General features: G+C 48.3%; 13 protein-coding genes. 10 read left to right on the top strand and 3 right to left on the bottom strand.

All coding sequences use genetic code 11. The annotated features are described in order from the left end of the window. Nucleotides 1-32 precede the first annotated feature (32 nt). Complete coding sequence (locus MUK70_RS01175) at nt 33-701, bottom strand: NAD(P)H-dependent oxidoreductase (protein WP_234655734.1); 669 nt, start codon at nt 699-701, stop codon at nt 33-35. 96 nt (nt 702-797) lie between these two features. Between MUK70_RS01175 and MUK70_RS01170 the strand changes: the two genes are divergently transcribed. The 7 genes from MUK70_RS01170 to MUK70_RS01140 all read left to right on the top strand — a co-directional run bounded on the left by MUK70_RS01170 (nt 798) and on the right by MUK70_RS01140 (nt 10658). After that, nucleotides 798-1214 (top strand): winged helix-turn-helix transcriptional regulator, encoded by a 417-nt coding sequence (locus MUK70_RS01170; RefSeq protein ID WP_234601739.1) that lies wholly within the window; start codon nt 798-800, stop codon nt 1212-1214. A gap of 441 nt (nt 1215-1655) precedes the next feature. Further along, nucleotides 1656-5015, top strand: a complete 3360-nt coding sequence (locus tag MUK70_RS01165; protein ID WP_234655735.1) for a SusC/RagA family TonB-linked outer membrane protein — start codon at nt 1656-1658, stop codon at nt 5013-5015. Nucleotides 5016-5025: 10 nt separating this feature from the next. Beyond that, nucleotides 5026-6564 carry a RagB/SusD family nutrient uptake outer membrane protein gene (locus tag MUK70_RS01160; protein WP_234655736.1) on the top strand — a complete coding sequence of 513 codons (1539 nt, stop codon included), beginning with the start codon at nt 5026-5028 and terminating at the stop codon, nt 6562-6564. A 163-nt stretch (nt 6565-6727) separates the two neighbouring features. Beyond that, nucleotides 6728-8218: a choice-of-anchor I family protein gene (locus MUK70_RS01155; protein ID WP_234655737.1), complete on the top strand. Its 1491-nt coding sequence runs from the start codon at nt 6728-6730 to the stop codon at nt 8216-8218. Between the two features lie 157 nt (nt 8219-8375). Continuing rightward, nucleotides 8376-8774, top strand: a complete 399-nt coding sequence (locus MUK70_RS01150) for a barstar family protein (RefSeq protein ID WP_234655738.1) — start codon at nt 8376-8378, stop codon at nt 8772-8774. Nucleotides 8775-8776: 2 nt separating this feature from the next. Continuing rightward, nucleotides 8777-9634, top strand: a complete 858-nt coding sequence (locus MUK70_RS01145) for a ThuA domain-containing protein (protein ID WP_234655739.1) — start codon at nt 8777-8779, stop codon at nt 9632-9634. Between the two features lie 112 nt (nt 9635-9746). Further along, on the top strand, nt 9747-10658 hold the full coding sequence (locus MUK70_RS01140) for a metallophosphoesterase family protein (protein ID WP_234655740.1): 912 nt from the start codon (nt 9747-9749) through the stop codon (nt 10656-10658). 48 nt (nt 10659-10706) lie between these two features. On the opposite strand, the gene MUK70_RS01135 is transcribed toward MUK70_RS01140, so the two are convergent. After that, the gene (locus tag MUK70_RS01135) at nt 10707-11171 is read right to left on the bottom strand and encodes a hypothetical protein (RefSeq protein ID WP_234655741.1); all 465 of its coding nucleotides are present in this window, start codon (nt 11169-11171) and stop codon (nt 10707-10709) included. Nucleotides 11172-11542: 371 nt separating this feature from the next. Between MUK70_RS01135 and MUK70_RS01130 the strand changes: the two genes are divergently transcribed. The 3 genes from MUK70_RS01130 to MUK70_RS01120 all read left to right on the top strand — a co-directional run bounded on the left by MUK70_RS01130 (nt 11543) and on the right by MUK70_RS01120 (nt 17293). Continuing rightward, nucleotides 11543-11782: a hypothetical protein gene (locus MUK70_RS01130; protein ID WP_234655742.1), complete on the top strand. Its 240-nt coding sequence runs from the start codon at nt 11543-11545 to the stop codon at nt 11780-11782. Nucleotides 11783-11860: 78 nt separating this feature from the next. After that, nucleotides 11861-12745 carry a response regulator gene (locus MUK70_RS01125; RefSeq protein WP_234655743.1) on the top strand — a complete coding sequence of 295 codons (885 nt, stop codon included), beginning with the start codon at nt 11861-11863 and terminating at the stop codon, nt 12743-12745. Between the two features lie 39 nt (nt 12746-12784). After that, nucleotides 12785-17293 carry a CheR family methyltransferase gene (locus tag MUK70_RS01120; RefSeq protein WP_234655744.1) on the top strand — a complete coding sequence of 1503 codons (4509 nt, stop codon included), beginning with the start codon at nt 12785-12787 and terminating at the stop codon, nt 17291-17293. A 208-nt stretch (nt 17294-17501) separates the two neighbouring features. Here the strand turns inward: MUK70_RS01120 and MUK70_RS01115 are convergent, their stop codons facing one another. Continuing rightward, nucleotides 17502-17891: a response regulator gene (locus MUK70_RS01115; protein ID WP_234655745.1), complete on the bottom strand. Its 390-nt coding sequence runs from the start codon at nt 17889-17891 to the stop codon at nt 17502-17504. Nucleotides 17892-17898: the final 7 nt, after the last annotated feature.

Here is a 17898-nt window from a genome sequence, read left to right as displayed (position 1 = left end):
GCCACCTATTAGGTGCGGGTCGGACAACTTGCCTAGTAGCGGCCAACCTCGAAGCCTGGCTCCGCTTCCAAAGCAAGCACCCTCTGCTGCCAGCGATGCAATTCTGCGTCGCGCTGCCCTGATGTAAGCCTGGCCGGCCCATATACCACATGCGGGGCCAGGACGGTAAAACCGGTAAATTCAAAGATGCCCCGTTGGATCGGGCGGAGAATACCATGGATATCGCCTTGCAGGCCGTCTTTTAAATATGCGTCTTCGTTTCCGCCTGTTGTAAGCGCAAGCAGTGCCTTTTTTTCTTTGAAAACACCGGTTTCGTAGATCCTGCCTTCGCCATAGAAGCGTCCCATGGCAAACACACGGTCCACCCAGCCTTTCAGGATTCCCGGGACGCTGAACCACCATAGCGGAAACTGCCAGATCATTACATCACACCATTCGACCTTTTCCTGTTCTGCCGCAATAAGTTGAACGAAGGTGCCATTTTTGGTTGCATACACTTCTTCCAGCTGTTGTTTGAAGAAATCCGCATTTTCAATTCCGGTGAAATTATCCCGCCCCGACACCGGATCAAACTGCATGGCGTAAAGATCGGACACGCGTACCTGGTGACCCGCCTGCAAAAGGGTTTCCTGCGCTTTCCGGAACATTGCACCATTAAAACTTTTTGGTTCGGGGTGCGCGTAAATCAGCAATACTCTCATTTGTTAACCTGTTTTTGTATAATATCGGGTCAAAATTAAGTCGGCCTTTGTTATTTTTGAAGGCCGCAGCCCATTGTCAGGAACGAACAAAATTGTATGTCAAAACGAAAGGAAAATTCTACTAACAGCATTAACCGTAAGACGCTAAGCGAGTTCTGCGGCGTTGTTCACGCCCTGGACCTGATTGGCGGGCGCTGGAAGATGTTGATCCTTTATAAATTACAAAAGGGTAAAATGCGTTTTAGCGAATTAAAGAATCACCTTCCCAACATTAGCGAACGCATGCTGACCCTGCAATTGAAAGAGTTGGAAAAAGACCACCTTATAGCGCGTACAATACAAGCAGAAGTCCCTGTCCGTGTAGAATACAGTCTAACAGATTTCGCAAAAATACTCAACCCGATATGGCTCGCTATGGAGCAGTGGGGCGACGCCCATCGGGAAGCATTCATCACTCAAAATCAGCCTGACATGCCTGAAAGTGGCATTACCAACCCAGTTCAGGCACATTAAAATGCTTACAAAACAAAACATTAGGATGCTCTGAAATTTCCGGATGTCCATCAACCTGAACCGGCCCCCCAAGCCGGACACAACTGGATCGACTGGTCAATGGCCGCTTTGCCAGACACCTCATCGGTTTCTCTTCATGAAATTTCAGATTGCGTTTTCGCTATCTCTCCCATCTGGTAGATTCCTGCAACAATCTTAGTGCGCACCGCTGCGCTGCCCCAGTTCCGTATTCCAAATCCAGTAATCATTCTGGCAAGAGGGTGCGGGAATCCAGATCAACTCAAATTGCATTCTTGTAAAATTTACATTACGGTAACATTGAAAGCCAAGTGGCTTAACATGCAGAAGTTACATTTGCACCTTATTTTGGGCGTTTTTTGTATTTGACATTGGAATGAACCCAAACGCCCATCTTGTAAAAATTAAATTTATAATCAGTTTATGAAAAAACTACTTTTACCCATTGTTCCTGTGGTAATTGCTGGTTCCCTGGTTTTCAGTGCCCTTAGCCCGGCAAGGGCGGCAAAGCCAGACCACCATGTATCAATCAGTCACGCCGACCGTCAAGCACCAAAAATCCGTGTGACGGGCCGCGTGCTTGACGACAACGGAGACCCGTTGCTGGGCGTTACTGTGATCGAAAAGGGGAACAACAGCCGCGGCGCAGTGACGGATGTGAACGGAGAGTTTGTCATCGAAGCGGCCGCAGGATCCACGCTCGTGTTTTCTTTCGTTGGATTCCTGGCTCAGGAAGTGGTGATTTCGGATGAAAAACCGCTCAATGTTCAATTGAAGCAAGATGCGATGATGCTCGATGAGGTTGTTGCCGTGGGTTATCAGACGCTCAGAAAAAGTGATCTGACCGGCGCAGTTTCAAGCGTAAAGGCGAAAGAGCTTAACTTGACTACCCCAACTGTGGGCCAGGCCCTGGTGGGAAAAGTGGCTGGTGTACAAATTTCACAAGTGAGTGGCGCACCCTATGTTGGCACAAAAATCCGTGTTCGGGGCGTCGGCTCGATCAATGCGAGCTCCGATCCCCTTTATGTGATTGATGGCTATCCGGCTGGAAATGATGTATTCATTAATCCCAACGACATTGAATCGATTGATATATTAAAAGATGCGGCCTCTGCGGCTATTTACGGTTCACGTGCGGCGGGCGGTGTGGTTTTGATCACAACAAAGCGGGGCAAGGAAGGAAAGGGAAAGCTGGAATACGATTATCAGTTCGGGGTGCATCAGCTGGCAAAAAAGGTGGATATGCTCAATTCATCCGAGTTCGCCCAGTTGCTGATCGACGGCCGCAACAACACCTACCGCGACCTGATGGTAAACGGCGGCAAACCCTGGAACGACGCCATGTTTTCGGATGAAAACGCAACTCGGATCAAAAACCTGGGTGGCAGCGCAGGCTCGGTAAGTATCCCTACCGACATGTATGATTTTGCAAACCAGCGGTTGATCACACCCAAATACAACACCGACTGGCAGGATGAGCTTTACCGAAATGCGCCGGTGAGCCGACATAACATTAGTTTTAGTGGCGGACAAAAAGGGCTTCGCTATGCCATCAGCGGGGGACATCTTACCCAGCAAGGCATTATCCTGAGCACCAAGCAGGAACGCACGAATTTCCGGGCAAACATTGATGCTGACGTCAACAAAAAGCTGAAAGTTGGCGCTAATCTGGCCTACACCTACAATACCAACCGCGAAGTCCAGGAAGGACGCTTTAACCAGGGACCTATCCTGGGAGCACTGGTGTATATGCCGATCTTCAAAGCTTACAACGAAGACGGTTCGCTTGCCAAGAACGAGGCGGCGGCATTGAGCTCGGGGTTTGGTCTGCAATCCGTTGAAAATCCGGTGGCCCTTGCCACAGAGACACACATTAACAGAGCCGGGCAGCGCGGGACCTACAATGGATTTGCCACATTTGAAATTGTTAAAGATCTGACATTCAAACTAAACCTGGGATTACAGACTTACAATGAAAAATATGAATATTACCGGCCAACCAGCCTGAGCGAGGGCGCTAACCCTCCGGGATCACCGCAAGCCATAGCAGCTGCCAACGCCGTATCGCGGAACGTCAGCTTTATGGACAAGCTGGCTGAATTTACCCTGAACTACAAAAAAGCATGGGGCAAACACAGTTTCGACGGATTGCTTGGTTATACAGCGCAGCAGAATAACCGTGACGTAATTTCGGTAACGGCACGCGGATTCCAGAATGACCGGATCGAAGAGATCACCGGAAAAGGCGCAGATGCTATTTATTTTGGTCTGAACACCGGTAATCCCGAAACCGACGGAACGGGAAAAACCAACTGGACATTACTCTCCTACCTGGCACGCGCGGTTTACAATTTTGACAACAAATATTACCTGACAGCTTCCTTCCGTACCGATGGTTCGTCGCGTTTCGGTCCAAACAACCGTTGGGGAAGCTTCCCGTCGGTGTCGGCAGGCTGGAACATTTCGAATGAGCCTTTCTACAATGACTTGCTGGGCAAATCCTCAACGATGAAATTGCGCGCCAGCTGGGGATTGAGCGGGAACAACAACATTGGTAACTACAACTTCCTGCAAACCATGGCCGCTCCGGGCGGTGTTGTTTTTGGAAACGGAACGGTTAACACCGCTCTTTGGGCAGATGGAATTAAAGATCAAAACCTGGGCTGGGAGTCTACTTCACAATATAATGTGGGGCTCGACCTGGGGTTGTTTGAGGACAGGCTTTCTATCATTGCAAACTATTACCTGAGCCGGTCCTACAACCTGCTCTTCAACCAGCCGCTTTCGGCCATCTCAGGTTCATCGACCATTCTGACAAACCTGAGAAACTCAAAGGTGCAGAACACGGGCTTTGACATCCAGGCTGATGCGCGCGTGATTTCAAAGACTGATTTTAACCTGAATATCAGCGGAAACTTCTCGCTGAACCGCAACAAAGTCCTGGATATGGGCGGTGCCAACACGATCCTTTCTACGGGTGCAGAACGCTCTTACATCACGCACATTACCCAGCAGGGACAGCCGATCGGGATGTTTTATGGTTTTAAAGTAAAAGGCATGGTGCGCGAGTCGGACATGGAGAACCTGGCTGCGGACAACGCGGTTTACAATGCTTCTACCCAGAAATTCCCGGCGGGTTACGTTCCAAAAGGCCCTGCGCGCTCAACGGCTTCGACGAATCCGCTTCGTCCGGGTGATCTTTATTTCGAGGACCTCAATGCTGATGGCGTTGTGAATGATGCAGATAAGCAAGTGATCGGCACGCCGCATCCGAAATTCACTTACGGATTTGCGATTTCAGCCAGCTATAAGAATCTGGATTTCAGTTCGTCGTTCAACGGAATTTACGGCAACCAGGTGCTGGATGGTCAGGATTATTACATTTACAATATGGAAGGATCGGGCAATCAGTATTCCAAAGTGCTGGACCGCTATCGCTCCGAAGCTCAGCCAGGTGACGGCAAAGTATACCGCGCTGCACGCGGAGGCACGCAAAGCAACAGCACGCGCCTTTCCACATTTTATCTGCAAGACGGTTCATTTCTCAGATGCACGAACCTGACTTTGGCCTATAACTTTCCTCAGATCGCCCAGATCAGCAAAAATGCGATCAGTAACCTGCGGGTTTATGTGGGCGTAGACAACGCGTTTACACTGACCAAATATCTTGGCTATAACCCGGAAGTGGATTACAACGACGGATCCAACCTGACGCCGGGTGTTGATTATGGTAAATATCCTCTTGCCCGCGCATACAATGTTGGCGTGCGAATCACCTTTTAATTAAGCAGCTATGTTTGACAAAAAATATAAATTAACCCATATCATTACTGTGTTCGCGCTTTGCGTGCTCAGCTCCTGCTCCACTGATTTTATTGACCTGGAAAACCCTAATGCAGTTTCCAATGCATCATATTACCAATCGCCCGGCGAGGTGGAGGCTGCGGTAAATGGTATTTATCAGTCGCTGCGCAATGGCAACGGAATCGGCGAGACAAGCGCGCTTTACAGTGAAGAACGTTCAGACAACACAGGCAGGAACGATAACCAATCTAATGCAGGTGAGCCGTTTCAGTTCAATGATTTTTCACTTTTGCCCAGCAACACTTACCTGAAAAGCCACTGGCTCGCATTGTATCAAACCATTACCCGGTCAAATCAGGTTCTCGAGGGAATTGAAAAGGTAACTTTTACGGACAATGACCTGAAAGAGAGATACAAGGCAGAAGCCAAATTCATGCGTGCATTGATTTACTTCCATCTTGTGCGCAGGTGGGGCGATGTACCATTGATCACCAGGCCATTGACTTTTGCAGAAGTGCAGGAGAGCACGTTTCGCGAGAAGCAGGATGTGGTTTATCAGCAAATTGTTACAGATCTGACCGAAGCAGTGAGCAGCCCTTTGCCTGATGTGCAAACGAGCGCTACCAAAGGAAAAGTTACCAAAGCCGCCGCTAACGCATTGCTCGGACAAGTTTACCTGACGATGGCCACCACACTGGATCAGGCCAACCGGACGGCGAATCTGAACCAGGCGAAAAACTATCTGACCGCTTGTTACAACCTGCGCACTTTCGGTATGCTGAAAGAAATCCCTTATGCCGATGTTTTTGATGTAGCTAAAAAATCCACGGTTCCCGAAATCATTTTCCAGGTCGTTAACAAGCAGGGCGACATTAACTTTTCGTCAGCCATTGCCCGGAATAATCAAGCCAAAGGTGAAACCATCAATTCGCTGGTAACCTCAACGGGTGCAGGCGGTAATGTTACCCCGGACCTTGTGCTGGACTACGAAGAAGCTGATGTCAGGAAGGATTTCAACATTAAGTTTGCCAACGACCCGATCGTTCGCGATTATTTTATTACCAAATTCCGTGATGCGAGCCCTGCGGCAACAAACCAGGGCTTTGGCGGAAACGACTGGATATTGATCCGTTATGCCGATGTGATCTTAATGCTCGCCGAAGTCAATATGTATCTGGGCAACGAAGCTGCTGCCATCGGCTTTCTCGACCAGGTGAGGGAACGCGCCGGCCTGCCTTTGTATGCAGCATCCATCCGCAACACGACTTACCGCGCCAAGTATCCGACGCTGAAACTCGCGATCCTGCATGAGCGCCGCTCAGAGCTTGCCTTTGAAAACCACCGCTGGTTTGATCTGCTACGCTTTTTGACAACCGATGAGCTTGTCACCTATTTTAAGGCCAAAAGCCAGGACAATTTCGGTCTTGCCAAACTTTCCAACTTTGGACCGAAGGACCGTTACTACCCGATCCCCTTTGACGAATACAAGCTGAATCCGACTAAAATGTATCAGAATCCCGGATATTGATTCAAATGAATTTTTGCTGCCCCGGGAAGTTGAGATTTTGAATGTTTACATCAAAGTCCTGAAACGGTAATAAGCTGGATTATCTTATTGTTAAGCTTTAATAAGCAAGCCACTGGCCGTTTGTCCAGTGGCTATTTTTGTTTTTATCACTTACCATTTAACGATGAAAAACAAAAATTTACTCGCACTGACTTTACTTGCTGCGGCTTTTAATAGTTGCACAGACCATTTCCCTGAAAATCCGGAAACGCCCGTCGTATTCAAAGAAGTTGCTTCTATCGATCTGGGTGAGACTGCTGCTTCGGAGATCTCCGCATACGATCCGGCAACAGCCAGGCTTTTCACAGTCAACAATGAATCGGCAGCCAAAGTGGATGTATTAGATTTATCTGCATTCCCGGCTATAACCAAACTGCAATCGATCGATATCTCAAAGCTGGGTGGTGTTGCTAACAGCGTTGCTGTGTCTCAAGGCAAACTGGCCATTGCGTTGGAAGCATCCAACAAGCAAGCCAACGGAAACCTTATTGTGATGAATACGGCAACATTGACGACAATCAAACAAATAGCAGTTGGCGCCTTGCCGGACATGGTAACTTTCAGCCCTGATGGCAAATATATTGTGACGGCAAATGAAGGCGAACCCAATGCTGACTACACAGCTGATCCTGAGGGATCTGTATCAATCATTGACGTTACAGATAATTACAACGTAAAAACGCTCACATTCGGAGCTTTTGCCGGATCCTACAACCAGCTGGCATTGGGCGGTTTCCGGGTGTATGGGCCGGGGGCAAGCTTCGCCCAGGACATTGAGCCTGAGTATGTTGCTATTTCCAGTGATTCCAAAAAAGCTTTTGTGACCTTGCAGGAAAACAACGGGATTGCAGAGCTGGACTTAACTACGGGAACAATTCTAAAACTCCACCCACTGGGCAGCAAGGACATCAGCAAAATGGCCAATGCGATGGATGCCAGTGATAAAGACAACAAAATCGCACTGGCAGCGTGGCCTGTAAAGTCGTTTTACCTGCCCGATGCTATCGCGCCATTCTCCTCTAATGGTTCGGACTACCTGATTACAGCCAATGAAGGCGATGCCCGCGAATATGCTGCTTTTGATGAGCAAAAAAGGGTAAGCACCCTATCGCTGGACGCAACAGTATTCCCCGATGCAGTTACTTTGAAAAAGCCTGAAAACCTGGGCCGCCTGCGTGTTACCAGCACCCGCGGCGACATTGACAATGATGGCGATTTCGATGTGCTTTATGGGTTTGGAGGCCGCGGTTTCAGTATTTTCAATGCATCAACCGGCCAGCTCGTGTTCGACTCAGCCAGTTCGCTTGAAGAAGAAGTCATCAAAGCCGGGATCTATGACGATGACCGCTCCGATGACAAAGGTGTAGAGCCGGAAGGTGTCACCATTGGCATGATAGGCAATAAGCCGGTTGGCTTCATCGCTTTGGAACGTGTGGATGCTGTTGCTATTTACGACCTGAGCAATCCCAGCGCTCCTAAGTTTCTTCAAATCTTGAAAACCGGCGATGCACCAGAGGGCGTACTTTACGTGGCACCCGACAAAAGCCCGAACGGCAAAGGATTGCTGGTAACCAGCAATGAAGGAGATGGAACTGTAAAGTTTTATCAGATCTGAAATTAATTATTTGACACAGAAAAAGGTTTCAACAGGCTGGACTCCCTTTTTCTGTGTCAAAAATTCATACTTCGTGGCAGCCCGGTTCGTCTGAATGAAAGACTAAGATATCTTCACGGCAGAGCAATGGCACTTTTGCCATTGCTTAACGACAAAAATGAAAATCCAACTGACGATTCAAGGCAGCTCAATCCGAGGGATCTCATCGTTTTATGATGAGATCAACAGGGTTTTTATGGCAGATGAAGAATGGCAGATTGCAGACAGCCTGGATGCCCTGGATGATCTGCTATATGGAGGATTCGGAGCAGCCAGGGGTGCAACAGAACTTGAAATCAACTGGGCGGATGTTGAATTCAGCCGGACCGCATTGGGTTATGAAGAAACCAAGCGGTATTACCTGGGAAAACTGAAACCCGGATCGCCTTTTAATAAAGCGTTTTTTTTAGAAAAGTTAAAAGCGCTCAACAACGGAAACGGAAAGACCTATTTCGACCTGGTCATGGAGATATTTTCCAGTCATGCTAACATTACGATTTTGACAAACCAAAGATAAATATGAAAGCGTCGGGGCTAAGAAACGCACATGGCAGTTTTGGCGCGCTTGTATACCTTTCCATTTTTGGTTTCCTGGCAGCATCAGCCTTGGTGGTTTGTTTCTTTTACAAGCCAGGCATTTTTTGGTCAAAAACGGTTTTGAATCAAACGCCTAACCCCACATTACATTTATATCACAACCAAAAAAGCGTTCTGATATTCAGCAAGACCAACGGGTTCAGACATCATTCGATTGAGCCTGCAATCGCTGCAATCACCAAGGAATGTGTCAGCAATGGCTGGGAAGTATTCGCTACCGAAGATGCTGCCTATATTGATTCAACACATTTGCGCAACTTCAAAGTCGTAATCTTTCTTTCCACGACAGGAGAAATACTCAACAACCAGCAAAAGACTGCCTTTGAGAATTACATTGAAAATGGTGGTGGCTTCGCCGGTATTCATTCGGCCTCTGATACGGAGCACGATTGGCCGTGGTATGGAAGCTTACTGGGAACATTCTTTCGGGATCATACTTTTTTACCTCATATTCCCGAAGCTGAACTGATTACCGAGAACATTGCACATCCCATTAATCGAGGGCTTCCCAGACAATGGCGAAAGGCTGATGAGTGGTATAATTTTCAGCAAAATGTACGCGGTAAACCTGGGTTTCAAGTCTTGTTGAGCCTGAATGAAAACTCCTACCGCTCTGTGTGGCGCAAAATGAACGGCGATCATCCGATTTCATGGACGCATGAGCTGCGCCGTGGACGAATGTTTTACACTGCACTGGGTCACAATGTGCAAACTTACAGTGATCCGAATGCACTGCGGCACATCATGGGCGGTATCCGATGGGCCGGGCAACTGCCCTAGGCAAGCGCTGCCCTGGTGAGCAGGCACTTCTTATTGTTTTTAATTTGATCATCTGCCAATAACACAAGGTTCACATGTAAAAAGCATATTTGCAAAAAGCACATATAGCCCTATGCAACGACGGAACCTGTTGAAAACGATTGGGATGGCCGTTGGCGGATATTCTGTCTCTGCCAGCGCCAGTGGTTTCTCCCTGGCCCCGAAACGCATTTTGCGCATTGCCCATTTGACAGACATTCATGTTCAGCCTCACCTTTGGGCAGCAAAGGGTTTTGAAAAATGCCTGCACCATCTCCAGAACTTAGAAGTTAAGCCGGACCTGATCTTGAATACAGGGGACTCGGTCATGGGTTCCAGTGGCATTTCAAAGGAAAAAGCAGCGAGAGAATGGGCGCTTTATCATAAAGTTTTAGGGTCGGAAAATAGCATCCCAATGGTTTCCTGCATCGGAAATCACGACATCTGGTGCCCACCGACAGGATCATTTTCAGAGGGGAAAAAGTGGGCGATGGATGAATCGGGAACGGCAGGTTCCTACCGCAGCTTTGACAAAAACGGATGGCATATTATTTTGCTGGACAGTATTCATTGCAGACCGGAGGGAACAGGCTATTATGCCAGACTTGATGAGGCACAGATGGATTGGTTAAAAAAAGATTTGAATAACACACCATCACATACACCCGTCCTGGTCGCTTCACACATCCCGATATTATCTGCAAGCGTGTTCTTTGACGGCGATAATTTAAAAAACAATCAATGGGTCGTTCCAGGCAGCTGGATGCATACCGATTCGGCGCAGATCCTTGGGCTGTTTAACCGTCATGACAACGTAAAGCTCGCCGTCAGCGGCCATATCCATCTTTTGGACAGGGTAGTCTACAACAGTGTTACCTACTGCTGTAATGGCGCAGTATCGGGCAACTACTGGATGGGTAAATACAAGCAAACAAGCCCTGGTTATGCCATCATTGATCTTTTCGAGGATGGATCCTTCTCAAACCAATACGTCAATTATCATTGACGGCAGCAGCGCAACTTCCTCCCCGGCTGTCGCTTTGATGATAAAACATCAGGCCCCTGACTCTTGTTGAGCGCTGTCGCGTTTGAACAGATGTTCAAAAATATAAGCCCTTAAAGTGTTTGCACTCACGGTTGCAGCTTCTGCTTTTACCTTAAATTTCGCGGCAGCATGTGTATTACCCGCCTGGGCAAGATTGTCCGAAGTCAGATTAAAAAGCATGATGAACTCTTCCAGACTGCGAACAGATTGCCACAACTTTTTTTCTGTTATTTCCTGCATCTCATTCAGCAGTGTGCCGGGCGAGAAACCATGGCCTGTGTGGCATTTGAACCGGACGAGGCTCCCCTCTTTTATCTGAACCATAGCCCCACCACAATCCGGACAGCTAAAATGGGATGGCTCCCCGATGTGCAACACACCATGTTTAAAGCCATTTCCCTGTGCGGCGATGTCAGTTTCTACTTTGACTCGCTGCCGCCACTCCTCATCACTACCTGCTTCTCCTGCTTTCATCGCCTTATTTGTCAACTCAATCAGAATCTACATCAAAATACTTTAAAACACTTGAAGGTACACTCGCTACATGGCATCGGCCGGGTCCTGCACTACCGGGCCATTCTTAATTACATACGGATTATTCATAGAACGAGCATCAAGACCCAAGACAATGCAATGACATTTATGGATTGTTAAAAACCGTTCCAGCACTGACCCGCTATCCACAGACTTTTTTCACTTCACCGAAAGACGACAGTAGGGAAACCAGCCCGGCAATGGCTATTTCCCAATTTACTAAGGGTCAGATAGGTAGCGCAACAAAAGAATTCTAACAACTTAGATATATTGGGGCTATCTTAGAGCTTCATTAGATAAATAACAGCGCCTTGGACAAAAAATATGTTACCCAGGCGTTCGGCCTCCGCCTTAAAGGCCGTTTCGATGTTTTGTTGGCCTACTACGGCGAAAAACTCTTCCAGCTGCCTGCAATCATCGTTGTAGCGCAGATCAAAGACGAAATGGGAATATCGATCCCGGAACATTCCATCTATACACTCAAAAAGCGGATCAAGAAAAAGCACGGCAAAACAGCCATTACGCTTCCGGCTGATCTTGCTGCCGCCTAGACGATACTTCCCCTTCCAGACCGATAATAATAGCAGATCTGGCGCTCAGCGCCAGGGTGATTATGCGACAATGAAAAAATGATGAGGAAAATTTACCTGGTAGATGACGACGAAGATGACCGGATAATGATCCGGCAAGCCCTGGAAAGCGTGGCCGAAGAGATTGAGATTGTTGAGCTTACCAATGGAAAACAGCTGCTGTTTTTTTTGGAAGAGAACCCTTCCATGGAGCCCTCACTTATTTTGATGGACATGAATATGCCCATTATGAATGGAGTTGAAGCCTTATCTGCCTTAAAGAACCGGACACACTTGCGCCATATCCCCGTGGTGTTTATTTCGACAAGCGAAAACCCGAATTTTGTTGAGCAGGGATATCAACTGGGGGCAAATGCATACATTGTCAAACCTAATACCCTGGACGGTTATCAGCGCATAGCGCATGCCATCACCCTTTGTTTTCTCAACAGCTATTTGCCAGCAACGCGCAAAGGTCCTTTAAGGAAAAGTAAAGGTAAAAATGTTGTCGTCATTGAGGACAATCCAGACTATGCAGCGCTAATGGGAATTCTAATCAAAAGAGATGCTCCCGGCCTTCATGTCATCCACCAGTCATCGGCGGAAAGTGCTATCAATTTTTTTGAATCCCTCGACAAGACAGCATCCGCAGCTATTGACCTGATCATTGTAGACTTATACCTGCCTGCCCGCAAGCAGGGCTTGGATGTACTGGCCTGGTTAAGAATGTCTTTTATGGATAAGGGCATTCCGATCGCCCCCATCGTCGTATTGAGCTCATCGGGGCATCACCAGGATATCCAGGCCAGTTACAGGCTCCAGGCCAATGCCTATATAGTTAAACCTGCTGACCCCGCCGGGTCTTTTTCGTTTCTGACCGACTTATGCTCTGTCTGGTGGGAAACTATGTCATTTCCTAACAAGCCAGCCAGCGGCATTGTATAGTCCTCCAAATGGCTCGGGGCGAACTTAGCTTTATTGATTATGAGCGATCAAAGACCAACTTCCGAAACCGAAAATACCGGGTACACAAATCCGGAGTTGTGCAAAAAACCTGTGCCGATCGTTGCCATAGGCGGTTCGGCTGGCGGGCAGCAGGCCGTGAGCGAGCTATTATCATTTCTGCCCGCGGACACGGGGCTGGCCTACGTGTATATTCAGCACTTATCCCCGGATTACGATAGCAAACTCGACCTGATCCTTTCGGCCAAAACCGCCATGCCGGTTATGGAAGCAACCCATTTGATGCCCGTAGAACCCAACCGGCTCTATGTGATCCCGCCTGACAAAACCATGGAAGTCATGGACAGAGTGCTGGTGCTGACCCCGAGAAAACCCAAACCTGCATTACACCTGCCTATTGATGACTTTTTTATGTCACTGGCCCAAATGCAGAAGGACGGGGCAATCGGCATTGTGCTTTCAGGGATGGCCAGTGATGGGACGCTTGGCTTGAAGGCCATTAAGGTTGCCGGCGGGATCACCATTGCACAAGACAAAACGGCCGCCTTTCAGGGCATGCCGCAGTCGGCTATCATAGAGGGCGTCGTGGACCTGGTGTTGCCGCCCTGCGAAATTGCTGCCGAGCTATCCAGGCTCAGCCACCACAGGGACGTTTTCCACTTGACCTCAGAGATCGCCGAAGCTGTTCAGGATGACAGCGACAAGGAAGACCTTGCTGAAATACTGGCCTTTGTCAAGTCTGCCGCAGGCGTTGACTTTACCCTCTACAAAAAGACAACCATACGGCGCAGGATCATCCGAAGGATGCTGCTTTATAAACTCGGGACGCTCGCCGATTATGCGGCCTATCTTAAACAAAAGCCGACCGAAGCTGAGATGCTTTTTAACGACTTGCTGATCAACGTGACCAACTTTTTCCGTGACCCTGCCACCATGGAGCATGTTAAAGAGCAAATACTTCCGCGCATCGTTCAGGGCAAGTCTTTTGGTGAGGCCATCCGCATTTGGGTGGCGGGGTGCTCTACAGGCCAGGAAGCCTATTCGATGGCCATTATGATGCTGGAAGTGCTAGGCGCAAAGGCGTCGGGTCTGCCGATACAGATTTTTGCCACTGACCTGAGCGATTCAGCCATTGCCAAGGCCCGTATGGGCGTTTTTACAGAAGGTGAGGTTCTGAATGTTTCACCCGCCCGCCTTGAGCGCTTTTTTTCCAAAGTCGACGACCATTACAGGGTCAATAAAATGGTGCGGGACCTTTGTGTTTTCGCCGCTTCAAATGTCATAAGCGACCCGCCATTTTCGCGGATAGATCTGATCAGCTGCCGTAACCTGCTGATATACCTGGATGATGAGTTGCAAAAGAAAGTTTTTGCCACTTTTCACTATGCCCTTAAATCCGACGGATATCTGTTGCTGGGAAAGTCGGAGTCTGTGGGAAGCTCCTCAACGTATTTTGCGCAGATCGAAAAAACGCAAAAAGTATTTGTGCGTAAAAACAACACCCGGACTAAAATTCCACTTGACATGGCATTCAAAGGCAATACAACTTCCCTTCCCGTAAAAACTCCCACAACCAAGACCACCGACCTGGACAAACTAGTGGATAACCTGCTGCTCTCACAGTATGTGCCAGCTAGCGTGGTCGTTGACCAGGACCTGGAGATCGTCCAGTTCCGGGGTGTCACTACACCTTTTTTACAGCATTCAGCAGGGAAAGCTAGTTTGAACCTGTCCAAGATGGCACATCCGTCACTGGTTTTTGAGCTTCGCAACATTATCCATAAAGCATGTAAAACGGAAGAAAGACAAAGAAAAGATGGCCTGGAAATCAGTTATCCGGGGAAGCCCATCTACGTTAATATTGAGGCTGTACCCATCACAAACCCGGCCCATCAGCAGCTTTTCCTGATTTTGTTTGAGCAGGTAAGCGAGAACGTGGCGCAAGTTTCCAATACCGGGAACGACCAACGCAACCGCCAGCTGGAAGCCGAGCTAACAGCCCTTCGGCATGATATGCATTCGATCGTTGAGGAGCAGGAGGCCAGTAATGAGGAACTGCAATCGGCCAATGAAGAAATTGTCAGCAGCAATGAAGAGCTGCAAAGCATTAACGAAGAACTTGAAACAAGCAAGGAAGAAATTGAATCGGCCAATGAAGAGTTACAAACCATCAATCAGGAGCTCCAACACCGCAATGACCAACTGACCGAGTCTTATGAATATTCAGAGGCAATTCTTTCAACGATCAATGAGGCGACCCTTGTTTTGGACGAACACATGCATATCAAAAGTGCCAACCACGCATTTCACCGGTTCTTTTTAACAAGCGCTGAGCGGACGGAAGGGCAATTGATCTATGAGCTGGGTAACCGCCAATTCGATTTTCCACAGTTCCGTGACCTGCTGCACCAGGTCAGCGCCAACAATGCGGCTGTTAGCGGTCTTGAGGTTAATGTACGGATCTCTGCCACTGAGCAGCGAACGATGGTGGTCCACGCCAGAAAACTGACGCTTCACCGTGAACAGATCACCCTCCTGGGTTTTGAGGATATTACTGTCCACCGCCGTGACCAGCGGCTGCTCAATGAAAGGAAGCAATGGTTTGAAAAACTTGTCGACAACGCGCCGGCCATGATCTGGGTTTGCGGTGCTGATGGCAAGATTAATTTTCTCAACAAAGCCTGGCTTAACTTTACCGGGCAGTCTGTGGGAGAGAGCCAGGCAACATTTTACGGGGCACTACATCCCGACGACCTGCCAAATTACCAGGCCACTTTCTCTGAAAACCTGGGACGTCAGACAGAATTCAGTCTGGAATATCGCCTTAAACGAAGCGATGGGGATTACCGCTGGATATTGGAAAATGCCAGTCCGGTGTTTTCCGATGAAGAAAATTTTACCGGTTATACGGGTAGCGGGGTTGATATTCATCTTCAAAAAACGCTGACTGACCAGCTTAATGAGCATGTTGGCAAAAAAACAGCGGAGCTTAGTGATGCCAACCAGAAACTGACACAGACAGCCGACCGCCTTCAGAGCGTGCTGAACGGCGTTCCCGCCTCCGTTACGCTCATGGAGCCCGTCTACACGAACGAGGGTAATGTTTCTGACTTTACCACGTCGGTATTTAATCAAAAAACCCTGGAATTTACCGGCCAGAAAAGTGAGCAAATCCAGAATAAGACATTGCTGGAAGTAATCCCTGTCTTAAAGGATGCCGGCATCTTTGATACATATGTACAGGTTTTAGAGACCGGTGATGCAGCCTACGAGGAATTATCTGTGAAGCAGATGACACTTGCCTTTTTTATCACAAGGCAGGTTGACCGTGCCGGCATTGTTGTTACCACACTGGACATCACTGCCCGCAAGCAGGCGGAAGTTAAACTTACCGAGGTCGCTGCGAGCTTGCAGGCAGTCCTGGACAGCGCACCGGCTTCGATCGCATTCTTCAAGGCAGTTGAGGCCAAAGATGGGCAGCCAATCGATTTTGTATTGGTTGTATGCAACCAGAAGTTCTCCGGTGACTTTGGAAAATCGGTTACTGATCTGGTGGGCATGCTTGCGTCAGGGCTTCTCTCGTTGCAGAATCAGCAGGAGATGAAGCAGGTTTACGTAACCAGAAACCCCTTCTACGAAGAGCATTTGCTGGATGGACATCCGCGGTGGCTGGCAACTTCCATGACCCGGCATGACCAGGGTATAGCGATTACTGAGCTGGACATTACCCTTTTTAAAGAAAGCGGTTTTAAAGAGACGCAGCTACTCAAACAGCTGCACAGCTCCAATGAAATGGTCGAGTCACTGGCTACGATGAAAGCATATGTCCAGCAGCGCGGTGCCTTTTTGCGTTCTTCATTTCACGACCTTCGTGGCAGTTTCGGTATCATCGTAGGCGCGACGACCCTGCTCAATACAATGGATACCCAGCACGAACGGGAAAAAATTCTTGAAATGCTGCAGCGGAACCTGACCCAGGTTTCGCAAATGATGAACCAGTTGCTGGATTATTCCAGGCTTGAATCAGGTGAGGAAACGTTGCACGTGCGAAACTTTGATGCCGGAAGCCTTTTGACAGAGCTGTGCACCGGGTCAGCGCAGTTAGCTGTGGAAAAAGGGCTTTCCCTACACTTTGAGGGGCCAGCAAATCTGCTTGTGGAAGGTGACGATGTCAAAGTACGACGTATTGCTCAAAACCTGATTTTGAATGCATTGAAGTATACCCGGAAAGGTGGGGTAAATGTTCATTGGCACGGCATTGAGAACGGCGGGAATCAAGCTGGCTCATGGAAATTTGTAGTTTCCGATACCGGGCCAGGACTTGCCGACCACTTGGTGGCAAAATTAGATGGCAGAGAAATCCAGGATTTTAATGCTGATTTGCAATTTAATACACAGGAACACGGAGAAGGGATTGGGCTTTTCATTGTCAAACGTCTTTGTGAGATCCTCAAAGCAAAGGTAACTGTGAAAAGTGAAGCAGGTGTCGGAACAAGCTTCCAACTTATTATCCCACAATCCTATTTGTGACCTATCGGCTATGACTGGCCTTGTTTAAAAAGGCCATAGGACTGCATCCATGATTACCCAAATTTTACCCGGACCAAGACTACGTAAGTAATCGGGGTCCTGGTAAAGTGACCTGCACTAAATCTTGATTAAAGATGGCGTTTCATTATTTTAAATTGACCCCTTCCAATAAACTGCTTTATGCAATCCCAAATTGCGTAACCAATTTTCAATTAGCGGGTTGATTGCTCAGAAAAGATTTGAGCAGCTCAATTAAGGCGATAAAGTCGACGGGTTTAACCATATGTGCGTTGAAACCAGCCTGAGAAGACATGCGTTTATCTTCCTGCTGGCCATATCCTGAAAGCGCAATTAGTGGCAGCGTCGCCCCGTAGCTGGCCCGCAACTGGGTGGCCGTCTGGTAACCATCCATTACAGGCATGGCAAGGTCGAGTATCACCAGGTCAGGGTGTAGTGCTTTAACAGCTTCTAACGCCCCTTGCCCGGAATATCGTGTGTGCACGTTATAGCCTTGCAACTCTAAAAACATACCTGTCGTGTAGGCTGCATCCTGGTTATCATCAACGACCAGTATCGTTTTCTTATCCGATTTTTCCATTATGGAT

Origin of the sequence: Dyadobacter chenwenxiniae (assembly GCF_022869785.1) — a bacterium.
GTDB classification, from domain to species: Bacteria; Bacteroidota; Bacteroidia; order Cytophagales; family Spirosomataceae; genus Dyadobacter; species Dyadobacter chenwenxiniae.
The sequence above is the reverse complement of the archived record's forward strand: the minus strand, read 5'-3'. Positions and strand labels throughout refer to the sequence as shown.